Genomic DNA, 15315 nt, shown 5'->3' on the forward strand with positions numbered 1-15315 from the left:
TTTAAAGGGAATAGCTGTTTTCGTTATAGCGTTGGTATTTTTTATTATATGAAACGGCTACTGGCGCCGGGCGACGATATTCTATAGTGAGTCTGACCTATCGATAAATCGGCATCGCTATCTGGAGAACCTGCGTTATGGATACCCGCACTCAACGGCTCATGGCGGAGGTAATTGGCAGCCTGGCCGATCGCGAATGCTTTCTGACGCAGCTGGAGCCCTGCGCCGAGGCGTTGGGGTTTGATTATTTCTCCTACATCGTGTTTTCCTGTTATCCGGCCAGCCGCCCCAAGATGCTGATCGAAGGGAATTTTTCAGCGAACTATCTCGAGGATTACCGGCGGCAGCGGGTGTATTTGCAGGATCCGGTTATTGAGCGCGCTCACCATTCCACGCTGCAGTTCCAGTGGGACGAAAGCTTTTATCACGAGCGGCCGACGCTTTGGCGGTATATGGCGCAATTCGGCCTGTGCGCCGGCTGGTCGCAGTCGGTTAAGGATTGTTATGGCCGGCTGGGGATCCTGACATTTGCCGGTAAAGCGCTACCCGAGCAAACGCCGCAAGCGCGCGCAGTAAATGAAACTTTTTTCCTTTGGCTGGCGCAAACTGCCCATAAAACGCTGCGTGAAGCCTTGATCTCGGTGAACGACGACGCGATAAAAGATGTGCTGACGCTGCGCGAAAAAGACATCTTACGCTGGTGCAGCGAAGGGAAAACGGCGGAAGAGATCGCGCTGTTGATGGGGGTGAGCGAGCGTACGGTCAATTTCCATATCGGCAACTCGATTAAAAAACTTTCTGTCGCTAATAAGACCGCTGCCACCGCCAAAGCGGTTTATTTGCAGCTGATTTAATCTCGAGTGCTAAATAATTAAGCGCCTATCCGTTATCGGTGTGATGTTTATATTTTGTTAAATTAAGAACTATCCTTATCAGTATTTACCCCCGATCACAAAAGCGTGATAAAGCGATTCACCGCGCCCGTGCGCGGCAGTATTCTGTAGGCACCCGGTTTACATAGAAAGGACGTAATATGTACAAGACTATTTTGGTGCCGATCGATATTGAAGAGGACCTGTTGACCGAACATGCGCTGAAGCATGTGGAATATTTGGCGAAGATGTCCGGCGCTAAAGTGCATTTCTTCCATGCGCTGCCGGATGCCTCGGCTTTTGTTACTGCCTATTCGTTCGGTCTCAAGGAATTTGAGAATCAGGCGGAAGTGAAGGCGGTCGAGAAGCTGAAGAAAATCATGTCGGAAATCGATCTGCCGTTGGAACGCCTCAATTACACCGTCAGCTTCGGCTCTGCGCGCGATCAGGCGCTGGAGCTGGCGGAAGAGATCGACGCCGATCTGATCATCATCGGTTCGCGCCGCCCGAGCGTGAAAACCTATCTGCTGGGGTCTAACGCTGCCGCTATCGTTCGCCATGCCAATATTTCGGTGATGGTCGTCAGATAATCCGTCTTAAGCCCACCGTTTTCGGGCGCGTTCTGCGGTTGCCGGTCGGCTGCAGAGCGTGCCTGGCGTTTTATTGCCATCTCAGCCTGAGCTGCTACGATTTTAGCTGACGTTTTTATGCCAACCTGGGCACCGGCCTTGCGCATATTCTTCATCTCGGCCAGAAGAGGGGCAGCTATGCCATTAGAAGTTGATGGGATCATCAGAGGCGATCGGGGCAGTGAACCGAGCCGTTGGCAACATGCGTCAACCAAACCGCTTATCACGCTGACCTGGCATCACACCATTCCCTGGAACTGTTTGCGTAATGTCTGGAATGGTCTGGTCGCGGGGCAGCATTGGGACGCGCTGGACGAGTTTATGAACCTGATCGGTGTGCCAAACCGCGCCGAGGTGCTCAAACAGATCAAGAATAAAAACCTGCAGGATCGCGATGGATTACACACTCTGGTGACCTGGCAAGGATGGAATATCGTCGAGGGGCCGGGTAATGAATATCGTGCGCAGGGGGACGATCCCGGTGAAAACTTCGACGGTTGGTCGGGTAAGGGGATGAGCACTAATCAGCAGGCGACGCAGCAGCAGGTCAACGTGTTGTATCAGGTGATGGCGCCGTTGGGCAACCGGGCGCTGGACGCCGCCAGACAGGCGCCGCCCATTACCACTGAGGAAGCGGGCGTTTTGCAACGGACGATTAAACAGACTCGCCCAACGTTGCGAGGAAAGGAACCGATCCGGTGGCAAGAAGACATGTGGCATCAGGTGCAGCCGGGTAAAGAGGCGAAACACTTCGCCCGCTGGGATACCAAACCGGTATGGCGCAAGCGCCTGCACAGCGACCTGGCTCAGGCAGGATAAAACTCGCCCGCGCCGGATTGCCGGCGCGGGGGAATCAATCCGGCGCTAATCGCACAGCGCCACGATTTCGTCGTACAGCGTCCTGGGGATCTCCACGCCGTCTCGTTCGCTCTGCCTCCGCTGCCGATAACGGCGTTCGCCGGGGATGCGTGCGTCTTGCGCCTGCATATCAGCAAACATCGCCTCTGCGCTGGCGAAATATTTCGCCCTATCCGCACCGAGAAAACGTTCAGGATCCAACGCGATGATCAGCTCACCGCCGTAAGGCGACGAACCGGTGCCGTCGTCGTAGGCCAGCGATTCCTTGCTGGTCATATCGCCGATCAGCGGCCCGGCCAACAATTCAACCATCGCCGCCAGCGCCGAGCCCTTATGTCCGCCGAAGGTCAGCATTGCGCCCTCCAACACGCTGGCGGCATCGGTGGACGGATTGCCTGCCTTATCAATGCCCCAGCCTTCAGGCAGCGGGGTGCCTGCGCGGCGATGCAATTCGATTTCGCCGCGCGCCGTTGCGCTGGTGGCCATGTCGAATAAAAACGGCGGGCGATTCGGGCGCGGCCAGCCGAAGGCGATGGGGTTGGTGCCGAACAGCGGGCGTGAACCGCCGGCCGGCGTCACCCAGGCGTGGCTGGGCGTGCAGGCCAAGGCCACCAACCCCTGCTCGGTCAGCGGTTCGATGTCGGCCCACAGCGCGGAGAAGTGCACGCAGCGGTTGATCGCCAACGCGGCGATACCGTTGGTGCGCACCTTATCGATAAAGGCCGGCAGAGCGGTGCGGTAGGCCAGCAAAGAAAATGCGCCGCCGGCATCGGCGCGCAAGATAGCCGGCGCTTGGTCGAACAGCCTGGGTATCGCATCGGCAGAAACCTTGCCTGCCTGCAGCGATCGCACGCAGCCCAAGAGCCGGTACAACCCGTGCGAAGCGCAGCCGTCGCGTTCACCCTGGGTGACATTTTGTGCCACCGCCTCGGCATGCGCCTGATTGAAACCGTTGCTGCGCAGTGCGCGCAACGCCAGTTGATAAGCCTGTTCCAGCGACAGAACGTGCGTGGATGTCATTTTGATGTCCTCCCTGGGTTCATTCTTCTTCATCGCCGATAAAATTGGCCTGGGGTAAACAGGTATAGGCGCCCCAGTAGTAAACCGCCAGCGCAATCACCGCCATGGTAAGGGTGTCCCACGGGTGGGCAATGGCGCCGATGCCGCCGAAGCTGCTGAGGTAGGAGAGTGAGATCACCAGCGCATAGAAGACGATCAGCCACAGCGAGGACCAAATTTGCTGCCGGAGGCTAACGGCGTGGGTCGGCACCTGATTTTTGAACAGGATGTAGATGAAGAACATCAGGATCTGCAAACCGAGCAGCCAGGAGACGGTATCCCAGCCGGACCAGAAGACGATCAGCGCCGAAATGATAAACGACAACGGGCCGAGCACGCAGAAAGCGCGCACCCGGAACGGACGCGGCATATCGGGCGCATTGCGCCGCAGCCCGGCGGCGGTGACCGGGGCGATGGCGTAGCTCAGCACCAGCGCGGCGGACACCACGCCGATCAGCTTTTCCCACGACGGGAACGGCAGCGTCCAGAATACCGAGAGAGCGAAGGTCAGCCACAGCGCCGGGCGGGGAATGCCGGACTCGCCATCTACCCGGGTGAACAGTTTGAAGAAGGTGCCGGCGCGCGCCCAACCGTAGATCACGCGAGGCGTGGCGTTCATATAGATATTGCCGGTGCCGCTCGGTGAAACGATCGCGTCGCTGACCACCAGAAATGCCAGCCATCCCATGCCCAGCGTGATGGCGATATCGCGAAACGGCAGGGAGAACTGTTGGCTGATGCCGGCCCAGCCGCCGCTCAGCATCTCGCTGGGGATACTGCCGAGAAACGCTATCTGCAGCAGCACATAGATGATGGTGGACAGCACCACCGACAGGATCAGCGCGATGGGAATGGTGCGCTGCGGCCTTTGCACCTCGCTGGCGACCGAAATGATCGGCGTCAGGCCGAGGTAGGCGAAGATGATGCCGCCGGCGGAAATGGCGGCCTCAACCCCAGCGGAACCGAAGGGAGCAAAGCCCTGGCTGTGCAGGTTTTCCGGTTTGAAAAAGCTGAACAACACCACGATCACCAGCAGCGGCACCAGAAATTTCAGCACGCTGATCAGGTTATTGGATTTGGCGAAGGTTTTGACGCTGTAGTAGTTGAGCGCGAAGAAAAAGCACAGCAGCGCCAGCTGCACCAGCCAGCCGATCGGCGTAGGGTCGCCGGAACCCGGCAGGCTGAGGAACGGGAACCAGGCGGCGGCGTATTGCCGGGCGGCGACGACTTCGATGGCGATCAGGCTTGAGAAGGCGATCAGCGTGATAAACCCCAGCAGATAACCCATCAGTTCGCCGTGCGAGAACACCGGATAGCGAATAATGCCGCCGGCGCGCGGCAGGGCGGCGCCCAGCTCGCAGTAGACGATGCCGAGCAGCAGCACCGCCAGGCCGCCGATCAACCAGGAATAGATGCCGGCCGGGCCGGCGATGGAGGAGACATGGCTGGCGGCGAACAGCCAACCGGAGCCGAAGATGGCGCCCAGACCGATGAACGTCAGATCGGTGAGCGTAAGCTGCTTCTTGAATTTGCCTTGGGTTGTCATGGTATTACCCTTTTGTTATTGAGTGGCAGGCAGATGCGGCCGGGCTAATTTGGGGCAGGTGAAACCAGGGGATCTCGGGTGAAAACGCCGTTCACCAGCCGCAGTAGGTTGAGCGGGTTGGCGTCCTGCAGCGGTGGCGGCAACAGCGCCGCTGGTGTGTTTTGCAAACAGACCGGCCGCAGGAAACGTTCGATGGCCATCGTGCCTACCGAGGTGCCGCGTGCGTCGCTGGTCGCCGGATAGGGGCCGCCGTGCACCATGGCGTCGCACACTTCTACCCCGGTCGGATACCCGTTGAACAGCACCCGACCGGCTTTACGTGCCAACAGCGTCGTCAGCCCGGCGGCCATATCGAGATCGCCGTGATCCGCCAGCAGCGTGGCGGTCAACTGACCTTGCAATGCCGACAGCGCCGCGTGCAGCTGTGCTTCGCTATTTACAGCGACCAGGATGCTGGCCGGGCCGAAGACCTCCTGTTGCAGCAGCGGATCGGCCTGCAGCAGCAGTGCCTCCTCCGCTTGATACAGCTGTGCCGTCACCCTATGAGGGGGCGTTTCGCTGCGGCCCGCCAGACGGCGCATACCCGGGTGCGCATCGAGGGCCGCCAGCCCGTGACGGTAGTGCTCCAGCGTGCCGGTATTCAGCATCGGTTGCGGCTCGGCGGCGTTGACCAAGGCGCTCATCGTTTCGGCCAGCCGATCGAAGGCGGCGCCACGCAGCGCGACGATCACGCCGGGCTTGGTGCAGAACTGACCGCAACCGAGCGTAAAGGAAGAGACCAGTTCCTGCGCGATGTGCTGCCCGCACCGCGCCAGCGCCTGCGGCAGGATCACGACCGGGTTGATGCTCGACATTTCGGCGAAGACCGGGATGGGGTGAGGGCGTCGCGTCGCCAGATCGAAGAGCGCTCGACCACCTTGCAGTGAGCCGGTGAATCCCACGGCCTGAATCGCCGGATGTTGTACCAGGTCGGCTCCCACGCGGTTGCCGAAGATCATGTTGAAGACGCCGGCAGGCATCCCCGTACGTTTCCGGGCGCGCTCGATCGCCTGAGCGCTCAGCTCGGCGGTGATCATATGGCCGCTGTGCGCCTTGAACACGACCGGGCAGCCGGCGGCGAGCGCGGCGGCGGTATCGCCACCCGCGGTGGAGAACGCCAGCGGGAAGTTGCTGGCGCCGAATACCGCCACCGGGCCGAGCGCCGTGCGGTATTGCCGTAGATCGGGGCGCGGCAAGGGGGAGCGCTGCGGCAGCGCGCAGTCGATACGCACGCCCTCGACGTCGCCGCGCCGCAGCAGCGTAGCGAACAGCCGCATCTGGCCGCTGGTTCTGGCGCGTTCGCCGCTCAACCGCGCCGGCGGCAAGGCGGTTTCCTGCATGGCGAAGGCGAAAAAAGCCTCATCCAATGCGTCTAACTCCTCGGCAATGGCGTCGAGAAAGTTCGCGCGTTGTTCCGCGCTGAGCTGCGAATAGGGTGCAAAGGCCGCGGCGGCAGCTTCTGCGGCGGCGGAGGTTTCTGCCGCCGTGGCCTGGTGGAAGCGGTAGCCGGTCGGCTGACCGTCGTCGGCACGCAGGCTGAGCAGCGCCGCTTCTCCTGTGGCGCGGCGTTGGCCGCCGATAAATTGTTGGCCGCTGATGGCGGCATAGCGATCGTTGGGCATCGGTTCCCCCCGGTAGAGAAAGCATGACGCCCGGCATGGCCGGGCGATGAAGGCGTTACAGGCCGACGTTCGGCAGCGCAGGGCGAGTGGCCAGCGCTTTATCGATCACGGCGTTGATCTCGGTGAGCGTCCCGCCCTGCAGCGGCAGGCGCGGCGGACGAGTGACGGCGCTGCCGCGGCCGACCCGCTGTTCGCAGAGTTTGATGCACTGCACCAGATCGGGGCGGGCATCGAGGTGCAGCAGTGGCATAAACCAGCTGTACAGCGCCAAGGCTTCCTCATAGCGTTTTTCCTTCGCCAGCCGGAACAGCGTTTTCCCTTCGCGCGGGAAGGCATTGGACATGCCGGAGATCCAACCTTGCGCACCAACGGCGAGGCTTTCCAGCACCACATCGTCCAACCCGGCAAACAGCACGAAGCGATCGCCGACTTCGTTGCGCAGATCGATAAAACGGCGGGTGTCGCCCGAAGAGTCTTTGAAGCACACGATATTTTCGCAGTCGACCAGCGAGGTCAGGATGTCGGGCGTGACGTCATTTTTGTAAATGGGAGGATTGTTATAGACCATGATCGGCAGATCGGTCGCGCAGGCGACGCTGCGGAAGTGCGCGGCAGTTTCGTGCGGCTTGGCGGAGTAGACCAGCGCCGGCATCACCATAATCCCGTCGACGCCGGCCTTTTGCGCTTCACGCGCCATGTTCTGCGCGAAGGCGGTGGTGAACTCGGCGATGCCGGCGATCACCGGAACTTTACCGTCGGCGGCGTCTCTTGCCACTTCGATCACCGCCAGCTTCTCTTGCACCGTCATCGAGGTGTTTTCACCGACGGTGCCGCACACCACCAGGCCGGAGACGCCGTCGCGCACCAGGTTTTTAATCACCGTATGAGTGGCATCGAGGTCCAGAGAGAAATCGTTGCGGAACTGGGTCGTCACCGCCGGGAATACGCCGCTCCAGCTTATGGCTTTATGGCTCATCGTGTTTGTCCTGTCGTCCGAAAGTGTTAATGAAAAGTGAATCTTTGGTAAGGCTCACCGACAGATTGACCGGTATTGCGCGGGGTGGCTTGACGCTTTTCGCCGATTGCCGCGACGAAATTGGCACAATGGCGCCGAATAGCGGGCGTGAAAAAAACGGGCGCCGGTGCACCGTGAAAAGAGGGGGATAACCAGATAAATCAGCGTATTAAGCGGAAAGCGTCAGGCGGAAATCGCGCGGCGTAGAGCCGGTCATCGCTTTGAATTGACGGCTGAAGGCGCTGTGATCGGTGTAGCCGCACAGTAGCGCGATGTCGGTGATCGGCAGATCGCCGGCCAGCAGTTCCGTGGCCTTTTCCAACCGCACTTTGTGGATCATCTGGCGCGGGGTGAGGTGGAAGATACGCTTGCAATAGCGTTCGATCTGCGCCACCGACAAGCCGGTCAGCACCGTCAGCTCCTCAAGTGCGATCGGCCGTGCGTAGTGGCGGCGGATGTGCACGTCGATCGCCGCCAGCCGTTGGTAGGCCGGGTGATGGGCCCTGGCCTCCTGCAGATCGTGAGAAATACCCGCCATACCGATGATTTTGCCCTGCGCGTCGTACAGCGCCAGCTTTTGCGTCAGGCACCAGCCGGTTTCGCGGCCGTTGTACAGGTGCATTTCCAGCTGATCCTGGATCAGCACGCCGTGGCGCAATACCCGCAGATCCTGCTCAGTGTAGCCGGATCCGAGCTGGGCGGGAAAAACGTCGGCGGAGGTCTTGCCCAGCAACGGCGTAACGGTTTTGAAACCGCAGCGCCTGGCCAGCGTCAGGTTGGCCAGCAGGTAGCGGGCCTGGGCGTCTTTGATAAAGAACACCACGTTGGGGATCGCGTTCAGCAGCGGCGCGATCAGCGCCAGCGTATTCAGCAGATCGCGCAGGTTGTTCGGGCGCTGCTGCGCCAGGCCGTCGCACAGGCGCGAAAGATGTTCGACGGCGAAAACGTCCTCTTGCTCCGGCAGCCCCACGAGCGAAGGCGGAGAGAGAGAAACCGGAGGCTGATAGTCTGAAGTGGATCGCATAGCTGTCCCTTTTCGGTCGTTAGCCGGAAAAACAGGCGGCTCGGATTGATGTCTTCGCATCAATATTAACTTTTCTTTAACGAATCAAGCGCTATTTCCGGCCGCCTGCCAAATATGCGGATTGCCGCATACTTTTGCCGCGCGGTGCGTGGCGGTTGCTTGAAAACTGCGGCGTTTCTCGCCACGCGGAGGTTTAGTATGAAAGTAAGATTATGATAAATAAGTTATTGTTATGGTTTTCGTTAAGGGCGTACCCGTGACGCGTCAGGCCTGACTTTTGTCACTGTGCTGATTTCTTCATTTGCCGCGCCGAAACGCATCAAGCCGTTATGGCCACATTCGTTCAGGCTAACGCCATTGGTAACATCTCATTAACCCAGGAGACGCCGATGGCACTTTCTGCGCATATCACCGCTTTGCGGGCGATCGATTCTCATACCGGCGGAGAGCCGACCCGCCTGATCGTCGAAGGCTTTCCCGATCTTGGCGAGGGCAGCATGGCGGAACGGCGGGCGCGTTTCGCGCAACATTATGACGATTGGCGTTGTGCGGTGATGCTAGAGCCGCGCGGTAACGACGTGTTGGTGGGGGCGTTGCTGTGCCGCCCCTGTTCGCCACAGGCCACCGCCGGCGTGATCTTCTTTAACAACAGCGGCTACCTGGGCATGTGCGGGCACGGCACTATCGGGCTGATCGCTTCGCTGGCGCACCTGGGGCGCATCCACGTCGGGCGTCACCTGATAGAGACCCCGGTCGGCCCGGTAAACGCCACGCTGCACGAGGACGGCAGCGTCACGGTGGAGAACGTGGCGGCTTATCGTTACCGCCGCCAGGTGCGGCTTGAGGTGGCGGGTTACGGGCCGGTGACGGGTGACATCGCCTGGGGCGGCAACTGGTTCTTCCTGATCGGCGAGTCGCCGTTGCCCATCGATAAACAAAATCTGGAGGCGTTGACTGCGTTCACCTGGGCGGTGCGGCAGACGTTGGAGCAGGCGGGCATCTGCGGTGAAGACGGCGGAGCGATAGACCATATCGAACTGTTCGGTGACGATCCGCAGGCCGACAGCCGCAGCTTCGTGCTGTGCCCCGGCAAAGCCTATGATCGCTCCCCGTGCGGCACCGGCACCAGTGCCAAACTGGCGTGTCTGGCAGCGGAAGGCAAGCTGCCGCCGGACACGCAGTGGCGGCAGGCCAGCGTGATCGGCAGCGAGTTTCAGGCCTACTATCGCCGGAATGGCGATCGCATTACCCCCTTTATTCGCGGGCAGGCCTATGTGTGCGCCGATAGCCAACTGCTGCTCGACGAACGCGATCCCTTTGTCTGGGGAATACGCTGATGGGCGTCGGGCGGAAAGCTGATGTCATCGTGATCGGCGCCGGCATCATCGGTGCCGCCTGCGCCTGGCGGCTGGCGCGGGAGGGGTATCGCGTCTCGGTGGTGGACGATCGCCGCGCCGGCGCTACGGCCGCCGGCATGGGGCATCTGGTGTGCATGGACGACAACCCGGCTGAGCTGGCGTTGAGCGCTTATTCGCTGCGGTTATGGCGTGAAGTGACGGGGTGCATGCCGCAAGCGTGTGCCTGGCGCGGCTGCGGAACGCTATGGCTGGCGGATAAAGTGGATGAAATGGCCATCGCCGAGCAAAAACGGGCGCGGCTGGCGGAGCTGGGGGTAGCCGCGGAACTGCTGACGGCGGAGCAGATCGCCGCCGTGGAGCCGATGCTGCGGCACGGTCTGGCCGGGGGACTGCGGGTGCCGGGCGACGGCATTCTGTATGCGCCGCTCGCGGCTCGCTGGCTGTTGGCCGACGGTGGCGCGGCGATCGACGTGGTGCATGGCGAAGCATCAGCGCTGGAAGAGGGGGCCGTGCGGCTGGCGGACGGCAGGCGCCTGGCTGCGCCTATAGTGGTCCTGGCCTGCGGCCTTAGGGCCAATAGCCTATTGCCCCAGACTTTGCTGCACGCCAAGAAGGGCCATCTGGCGATCACCGATCGCTATCCGCCGCGGGTGCGGCATCAGTTGGTGGAGTTGGGATACGGCGCCAGCGCGCATGCCAGCGGCGGCACCTCGGTGGCATTCAATGTGCAGGCACGGCCAACCGGGCAATGGCTGATCGGTTCTTCCCGCCAGTTCGATGCCGTCGATTCGGCGTTGGACATGCCAGTGCTGGCGGCGATGCTCACGCGTGCGCAGCATTTCTTGCCCGTGCTGGCGCAGATGAACATCATTCGCTGCTGGACCGGGCTGCGCGCCGCCTCTGTCGACGGGCTGCCGCTGCTGGGCGTGCATCCGCGGCATTCCTGGCTGTGGCTGGCGTTGGGGCACGAGGGATTGGGCGTCACGACTGCCCTCGGCAGCGCCGCGCTGATTACTGCTCAGATCGGCCGGCAAACGCCGGAGATTGACGATACCCCGTATTTGGCGGCGCGGGCGTTTGCCGCCGAGGAGCTGTCGGTATGAATGAAGGACAAAACACGCTTACGTTGAGCATCGATGGCGATCCCTGCCGGGTGCCGGTTGGCATTAGCGTCGCTGCGGCACTCAGCCTGTGTGGCGACGCTCGTTGTCGGTTGTCGATTTCACACCAACCGCGTGCCCCCTTTTGCGGCATGGGCGTTTGTCAGGAGTACCGGGTGACCATTAACGGTCTGCGTCGTCTGGCGTGTCAGACGTTGTGCCAAGCCGGTATGCGCATTGAGAGGAGCGATGATGAGTAACTTCGACTGTGAGGTGCTGATCGTCGGTGCCGGGCCGGCCGGCATGGCGGCGGCGCTGGCCGCAGCGGAAAGTGGTGGTCAGGTGCGCATGATTGATGATAATCCGCATCCCGGCGGGCAAATCTGGCGTGATGGGCCGCAGGTGGCTTTGCCTGAAACGGCGAACCGCTATCGGCATGCGATAGCGACGAGGGAAAATATTGCGCTACAGTCCGGCTGCAAGCTGGTGGCGCAGTGTGGCGTTGGCCGATTGGCCTATGAAGATGCCGAAGGTTGCGGCGTGATTCGCTATCAAAAGCTGATTTTATGCAATGGTGCGCGTGAACTGTTGCTGCCGTTTCCCGGCTGGACGCTGCCGGGGGTGACCGGCGCCGGTGGCCTACAGGCGCAAATCAAGCAGGGGCTGGCGATCCGTGGTGAGCGAGTGGCGATCGCCGGCAGTGGTCCGCTGTTGCTGGCGGTGGCGAACAGCGTGAAACAGGCCGGCGGCGAGGTAGTGCTGGTGGCGGAACAGGCGCCGCTTTGGCGGTTGGCGGCGTTCACCGGCGGGCTGTGGCGCTGGCCGGCCAAACTGCGTCAGGCGTTTTCCCTGATGCCGCGTCGTTACCTTGCCGGCAGCCGGGTACTGGCGGCGTTGGGGCAAGAACGTTTAACCTCGGTGCACGTCAATAACGGCGGGCGGGAGAGAACGATCGCCTGCGACAGGTTGGCCTGCGGTTTTGGCCTGGTGGCGAATATTGAGTTGGCGATGCTGCTGGGGTGTCGGATAGAACACGACGCCGTAGCGGTGGATCATTGGCAGCAAACCAGCCTGGCGCATATTTTTGCTGCCGGGGAGTGTACCGGCATCGGCGGCAGTGAATTGGCACTCACTGAAGGCGCTATCGCCGGTTATGCTGCCACTGGGCAGCGGGAAAAGGCAGAGCGCCTGGCGGCGCAGCGGCGGCAGTGGCGACGTTTCGCTACGGCGGTGGCAAGCACCTTTGCACTTGATGATCGCTTGAATTCGCTGGCCAAACCGCAAACGATACTGTGTCGCTGCGAAGACGTCACGCTGGAACAGGTGAGCCATCAGCCAGATTGGAACACGGCCAAGCTGAGCAGCCGTTGTGGCATGGGAGCTTGCCAGGGCAAAGTCTGTGCGACGGCGGCGAGGCAGCTTTTGGGCTGGCCTTTACCGCCACCGCGTGTGCCTTTAACGCCGGTCAGAGCGGAAACGCTGGTTGCGCTGGGAGGGCATTGCAGCGACGACGCCAATTGATGGCGCATCGCTGCGGTGACGTTTCAGTCCAATCCTACGTCGCTGCATCACCATTGCGGCCAATAGTAGGTTTTCTCACGCCAGCCTTTGCCGTACATACAGGCTTCGATGGTGGCGTCTCGGGCGGACTGATTGCGATCGGTCTGCACTGTTTTAATCGACGGTTCCTTGTCATAGCGGTATCCCGATGGACAGTCTTTCTTGTTCTTCTCGCAAGGAATGTATTTGTTTTCGTAGCTGAACTCCACGTCCCGCACCACGTCCGGGGGGGAAGCGATCATAGCCGCGGCTACGGCATTCGGCATATTCGGCATTCCGGGTACTCTCAACCGCGCCGGGCCTTTCCCATTGTGTGCAGGCGGTCAACATCAATAACGGCAAAACAATCAAACAACGGCAATTCTTCATGGTGTCCCTAATTCTTTCTCTATCCTGAGGCTCGCCGCCTAGGAATGTTCCTAACTGGCGAGGTGGGAAAGTGTAATAAACTGACGGAACAATTGGAAATGATAATTGTTATTGTTTAGGTGTGATTAAGGTAGCGCCGCGTCGTGAGAGGATGTGGCGAATTGAGGGAGGCCTGCAGGGATCGCGATCTCACGACGAGGGGGGCGATGTGACGCTAGTTTTATCCATTCTCTTTTTTGCCGCAATATACCGATCGCCATTGCATCATTTCGAGCAGAGAAACAATATGCATGCTAAGCATTTTCTTATCCTATTTTAAGGTCATTTTTATTTAGGATATTTACCCATGCCTAAAATTTAATTCCCGGTATTAATACCTTATTTTTTTATTTCTGTTTTTTTATTGTGGTTTTATTTTCAGATTTCATCCATGAAAGACTTTTTAGTTACAGGGAATTCATTTGCATTTTAAATTTGGATTTTTTAAATTCAGCTCAGATGAAGGATAACCGTTCGCGACAGAGTCAAAAAAGGAGTTTATTTTGTCTGGGATAAAGAAAACGCCTGAAAGTCATGACGGTTTACCTTCACCATCAGAGGATTATGATGCATTTAAGCACCTCTCTGATGTTGGCGCCGTGTTGGGATATGGGCGAACTCGCTTTTATCAGTGGTGCCGCGGGCGTGGATTTCTAACCCCGATGAATGTGCCTTCACATGAAATGATCAGCCTGGGATATATGGTGGCGGTGTTATCAGAGACCGGCCATACCCGGGTTTACGTCACGCCGGATGGTTTCAGTTACGTCAGTGGTGCGTTTGCGGCAGATATCCAACGTGGCATGGTCAAGTTTTAAATTTGCAATAATCGCCTTTATTTCAAGAGCTTTAATGCAGAATCTTCTTATTCCTGAGGGCTGGTGGGGGCGTGGGAAGTTGTCCGATTTTTTCGCCTCTGCGACATGAATGCTACTGGAGGCAGCTATTCTCTTGTTACGATAAGCATTATTTTCTTCTGGAGCCAAGGATGAAGCATTACGCCGCGTTGTTATTTGCCTCTGCACTGTTAACGGGATGTGCGACTCAAGCCATACCGCCGCAACAGGCTCAGTTACCGCCCCCGAGCCGTCTGATGCTCTATCAGAATATCCCGGATACGCCTTACGCCACGGTGGTGGTGGTTCGCGACAGCGGAATGCTCGCAGGCAGCTGCCGCACCGGCGTCTATGTGAATGGGGAGTTTGCCGCTTCGCTGGAGGCGAAAGAAAAAGCAGAGTTTCGCGTGCCGCCAGGCAATATCTCGGTCAGTATCGGGCAAGATATGATCGAGAATCACCTGTGCATTTGGCGTGATACCGGAGGCAGTATACCGATGACGCTGCGCGCCGGTGAAAGCCGCTATCTGCGCATCGCCGGTGACCGGCAGCGCGGTTTCGTTTTGCAGGCGGGGCGACCGTAACCCCGGCCGGGCAAGGGCGTTAACGTCCTTGCCACCATCCCCAGAGGGTAATTAATAGCCACGCCGCCGCAATCCAGCACAGCACCGCCGCCCCCAGGGCCAACGACAGCCGCAGGCTGTTAATCAGGAAATACAGAGAAATCAAATACACCAGATAGGGCAGCACTGCCCACATGCCGAAAATCAGCGTCGTTTTCAGCGCCGCAATGGAACGCTCGTTGCCGACAATGTAGTGCGCAATCAGGGCGAAGGTGGGGAAAAGCGGAACTAAACCGGCGATATAATAATTGCGCGTTTTGGCCAGCAGGCCGATCAGAACCACGACCAGTGCGCCGATCAGCGCTTTGACAAGGATGCCCATAATGGTCCCGGGTGTGGGGGAAAGCCAACACACTGCCCGAAAGCACGTGCAAGATCAATGGGGTGTGGCGTCACGCGGGGAAAAGCAGACCCGCATGAAGCGCGGGTCTGAGACGCAACGCTTACTGACGGTAAGCGTGCTTGATTTGCTGAATACTGTTCTTGAAGATTTCCGCCTGGGTGGGATCTTCAATCTGGGCGATAAAACGTTCCATGTTGATGATAACTTTCCCGGCGTCGGCCTGGCCGATCGACTTCAGGATCAGCGTCAGCGTGGCTTTGAGGCAGGCAACCTCGGTCGCCAAGATCTCCGGGTTTGCAGACGTAGTGAAATCAACGTTGCTCATTTTCTCTCCTGATTTTTTGAGGCCGTAGCCTGATACAAGCTGCTTTGGCACACCGCGCGCGGGCTAAACGTTGCCCCATGCGCAGCGGCGAATTTAAC

Annotated in this window: 16 protein-coding genes and 1 pseudogene; 9 read left to right on the forward strand and 8 right to left on the reverse strand. The window is 59.5% G+C overall.

Features of this window, described 5'->3' with window-relative positions:
• The first annotated feature begins 137 nt into the window (after positions 1 to 137).
• The 3 genes from C3F38_RS11485 (at position 138) to C3F38_RS11495 (ending at position 2320) form a co-directional block, all read left to right on the forward strand.
• Positions 138 to 854, forward strand: coding sequence for a LuxR family transcriptional regulator (locus C3F38_RS11485; protein WP_038875336.1), 717 nt, complete (start codon positions 138 to 140; stop codon positions 852 to 854).
• A 179-nt stretch (positions 855 to 1033) separates the two neighbouring features.
• Entirely contained in the window at positions 1034 to 1462 is a 429-nt protein-coding gene (locus C3F38_RS11490) for a universal stress protein (protein ID WP_038875339.1), read from the forward strand.
• 177 nt (positions 1463 to 1639) lie between these two features.
• Positions 1640 to 2320, forward strand: coding sequence for a hypothetical protein (locus tag C3F38_RS11495; RefSeq protein ID WP_047727863.1), 681 nt, complete (start codon positions 1640 to 1642; stop codon positions 2318 to 2320).
• 45 nt (positions 2321 to 2365) lie between these two features.
• Here the strand turns inward: C3F38_RS11495 and C3F38_RS11500 are convergent, their stop codons facing one another.
• The 5 genes from C3F38_RS11500 to C3F38_RS11520 form a co-directional block, all read right to left on the reverse strand.
• Entirely contained in the window at positions 2366 to 3379 is a 1014-nt protein-coding gene (locus C3F38_RS11500; RefSeq protein ID WP_055317308.1) for an Ldh family oxidoreductase, read from the reverse strand.
• Positions 3380 to 3398: 19 nt separating this feature from the next.
• A complete protein-coding gene (locus C3F38_RS11505; RefSeq protein ID WP_038875349.1) occupies positions 3399 to 4964 on the reverse strand; it encodes an APC family permease in 1566 nt (521 codons plus the stop codon).
• A gap of 44 nt (positions 4965 to 5008) precedes the next feature.
• A complete protein-coding gene (locus C3F38_RS11510; protein WP_055317309.1) occupies positions 5009 to 6625 on the reverse strand; it encodes an aldehyde dehydrogenase (NADP(+)) in 1617 nt (538 codons plus the stop codon).
• A gap of 55 nt (positions 6626 to 6680) precedes the next feature.
• The gene (locus C3F38_RS11515) at positions 6681 to 7601 is read right to left on the reverse strand and encodes a dihydrodipicolinate synthase family protein (RefSeq protein ID WP_055317310.1); all 921 of its coding nucleotides are present in this window, start codon (positions 7599 to 7601) and stop codon (positions 6681 to 6683) included.
• Positions 7602 to 7809: 208 nt separating this feature from the next.
• Positions 7810 to 8664: an AraC family transcriptional regulator gene (locus tag C3F38_RS11520; RefSeq protein WP_047727858.1), complete on the reverse strand. Its 855-nt coding sequence runs from the start codon at positions 8662 to 8664 to the stop codon at positions 7810 to 7812.
• A gap of 389 nt (positions 8665 to 9053) precedes the next feature.
• On the opposite strand from C3F38_RS11520, the gene C3F38_RS11525 reads away from it, so the two are divergent.
• From C3F38_RS11525 to C3F38_RS11540, 4 genes are read left to right on the forward strand one after another with little or no spacing between them, the layout of a single operon-like run.
• Entirely contained in the window at positions 9054 to 10001 is a 948-nt protein-coding gene (locus tag C3F38_RS11525) for a 4-hydroxyproline epimerase (protein ID WP_038875361.1), read from the forward strand.
• A complete protein-coding gene (locus C3F38_RS11530) occupies positions 10001 to 11125 on the forward strand; it encodes an FAD-binding oxidoreductase (protein WP_038875364.1) in 1125 nt (374 codons plus the stop codon). The genes C3F38_RS11525 and C3F38_RS11530 overlap by 1 nt, the downstream gene beginning before the upstream one ends.
• Positions 11122 to 11382, forward strand: coding sequence for a (2Fe-2S)-binding protein (locus C3F38_RS11535; RefSeq protein ID WP_055317311.1), 261 nt, complete (start codon positions 11122 to 11124; stop codon positions 11380 to 11382). The genes C3F38_RS11530 and C3F38_RS11535 overlap by 4 nt, the downstream gene beginning before the upstream one ends.
• Positions 11375 to 12643: an FAD/NAD(P)-binding oxidoreductase gene (locus C3F38_RS11540; RefSeq protein ID WP_047727854.1), complete on the forward strand. Its 1269-nt coding sequence runs from the start codon at positions 11375 to 11377 to the stop codon at positions 12641 to 12643. Before C3F38_RS11535 ends, C3F38_RS11540 begins: the two co-directional genes overlap by 8 nt.
• 47 nt (positions 12644 to 12690) lie before the next feature.
• Here C3F38_RS11540 and C3F38_RS26845 read toward each other — a convergent pair.
• Positions 12691 to 13051, reverse strand: a pseudogene (locus tag C3F38_RS26845) (hypothetical protein).
• A 542-nt stretch (positions 13052 to 13593) separates the two neighbouring features.
• Here C3F38_RS26845 and C3F38_RS26165 point away from each other — a divergent pair.
• Positions 13594 to 13908, forward strand: coding sequence for a hypothetical protein (locus tag C3F38_RS26165; RefSeq protein WP_038875370.1), 315 nt, complete (start codon positions 13594 to 13596; stop codon positions 13906 to 13908).
• A 170-nt stretch (positions 13909 to 14078) separates the two neighbouring features.
• Positions 14079 to 14510, forward strand: coding sequence for a hypothetical protein (locus C3F38_RS11550; protein ID WP_038875373.1), 432 nt, complete (start codon positions 14079 to 14081; stop codon positions 14508 to 14510).
• A 19-nt stretch (positions 14511 to 14529) separates the two neighbouring features.
• Here the strand turns inward: C3F38_RS11550 and C3F38_RS11555 are convergent, their stop codons facing one another.
• Together C3F38_RS11555 and C3F38_RS11560 are read right to left on the reverse strand one after the other, a co-directional pair.
• Entirely contained in the window at positions 14530 to 14871 is a 342-nt protein-coding gene (locus C3F38_RS11555; RefSeq protein WP_038875376.1) for a GlpM family protein, read from the reverse strand.
• A 121-nt stretch (positions 14872 to 14992) separates the two neighbouring features.
• On the reverse strand, positions 14993 to 15217 hold the full coding sequence (locus C3F38_RS11560) for a DUF2594 family protein (RefSeq protein WP_004927950.1): 225 nt from the start codon (positions 15215 to 15217) through the stop codon (positions 14993 to 14995).
• Positions 15218 to 15315: the final 98 nt, after the last annotated feature.

The organism is Serratia sp. SSNIH1, assembly GCF_002935055.1.
GTDB lineage: Bacteria > Pseudomonadota > Gammaproteobacteria > Enterobacterales > Enterobacteriaceae > Serratia > Serratia nevei.

What these genes read in the sequence shown, in the direction of transcription:
- C3F38_RS11535 (WP_055317311.1), top strand. Translation starts at nt 11,122, where the DNA reads ATGAATGAAGGACAAAACACGCTTACGTTGAGCATCGATGGCGATCCC.
- C3F38_RS11495 (WP_047727863.1), top strand. Translation starts at nt 1,640, where the DNA reads ATGCCATTAGAAGTTGATGGGATCATCAGAGGCGATCGGGGCAGTGAA.
- C3F38_RS11555 (WP_038875376.1), bottom strand. Translation starts at nt 14,871, where the DNA reads ATGGGCATCCTTGTCAAAGCGCTGATCGGCGCACTGGTCGTGGTTCTG.
- C3F38_RS11525 (WP_038875361.1), top strand. Translation starts at nt 9,054, where the DNA reads ATGGCACTTTCTGCGCATATCACCGCTTTGCGGGCGATCGATTCTCAT.
- C3F38_RS11485 (WP_038875336.1), top strand. Translation starts at nt 138, where the DNA reads ATGGATACCCGCACTCAACGGCTCATGGCGGAGGTAATTGGCAGCCTG.
- C3F38_RS11560 (WP_004927950.1), bottom strand. Translation starts at nt 15,217, where the DNA reads ATGAGCAACGTTGATTTCACTACGTCTGCAAACCCGGAGATCTTGGCG.
- C3F38_RS11490 (WP_038875339.1), top strand. Translation starts at nt 1,034, where the DNA reads ATGTACAAGACTATTTTGGTGCCGATCGATATTGAAGAGGACCTGTTG.
- C3F38_RS11500 (WP_055317308.1), bottom strand. Translation starts at nt 3,379, where the DNA reads ATGACATCCACGCACGTTCTGTCGCTGGAACAGGCTTATCAACTGGCG.
- C3F38_RS11515 (WP_055317310.1), bottom strand. Translation starts at nt 7,601, where the DNA reads ATGAGCCATAAAGCCATAAGCTGGAGCGGCGTATTCCCGGCGGTGACG.
- C3F38_RS11510 (WP_055317309.1), bottom strand. Translation starts at nt 6,625, where the DNA reads ATGCCCAACGATCGCTATGCCGCCATCAGCGGCCAACAATTTATCGGC.
- C3F38_RS11550 (WP_038875373.1), top strand. Translation starts at nt 14,079, where the DNA reads ATGAAGCATTACGCCGCGTTGTTATTTGCCTCTGCACTGTTAACGGGA.
- C3F38_RS11520 (WP_047727858.1), bottom strand. Translation starts at nt 8,664, where the DNA reads ATGCGATCCACTTCAGACTATCAGCCTCCGGTTTCTCTCTCTCCGCCT.
- C3F38_RS11530 (WP_038875364.1), top strand. Translation starts at nt 10,001, where the DNA reads ATGGGCGTCGGGCGGAAAGCTGATGTCATCGTGATCGGCGCCGGCATC.
- C3F38_RS11505 (WP_038875349.1), bottom strand. Translation starts at nt 4,964, where the DNA reads ATGACAACCCAAGGCAAATTCAAGAAGCAGCTTACGCTCACCGATCTG.
- C3F38_RS11540 (WP_047727854.1), top strand. Translation starts at nt 11,375, where the DNA reads ATGAGTAACTTCGACTGTGAGGTGCTGATCGTCGGTGCCGGGCCGGCC.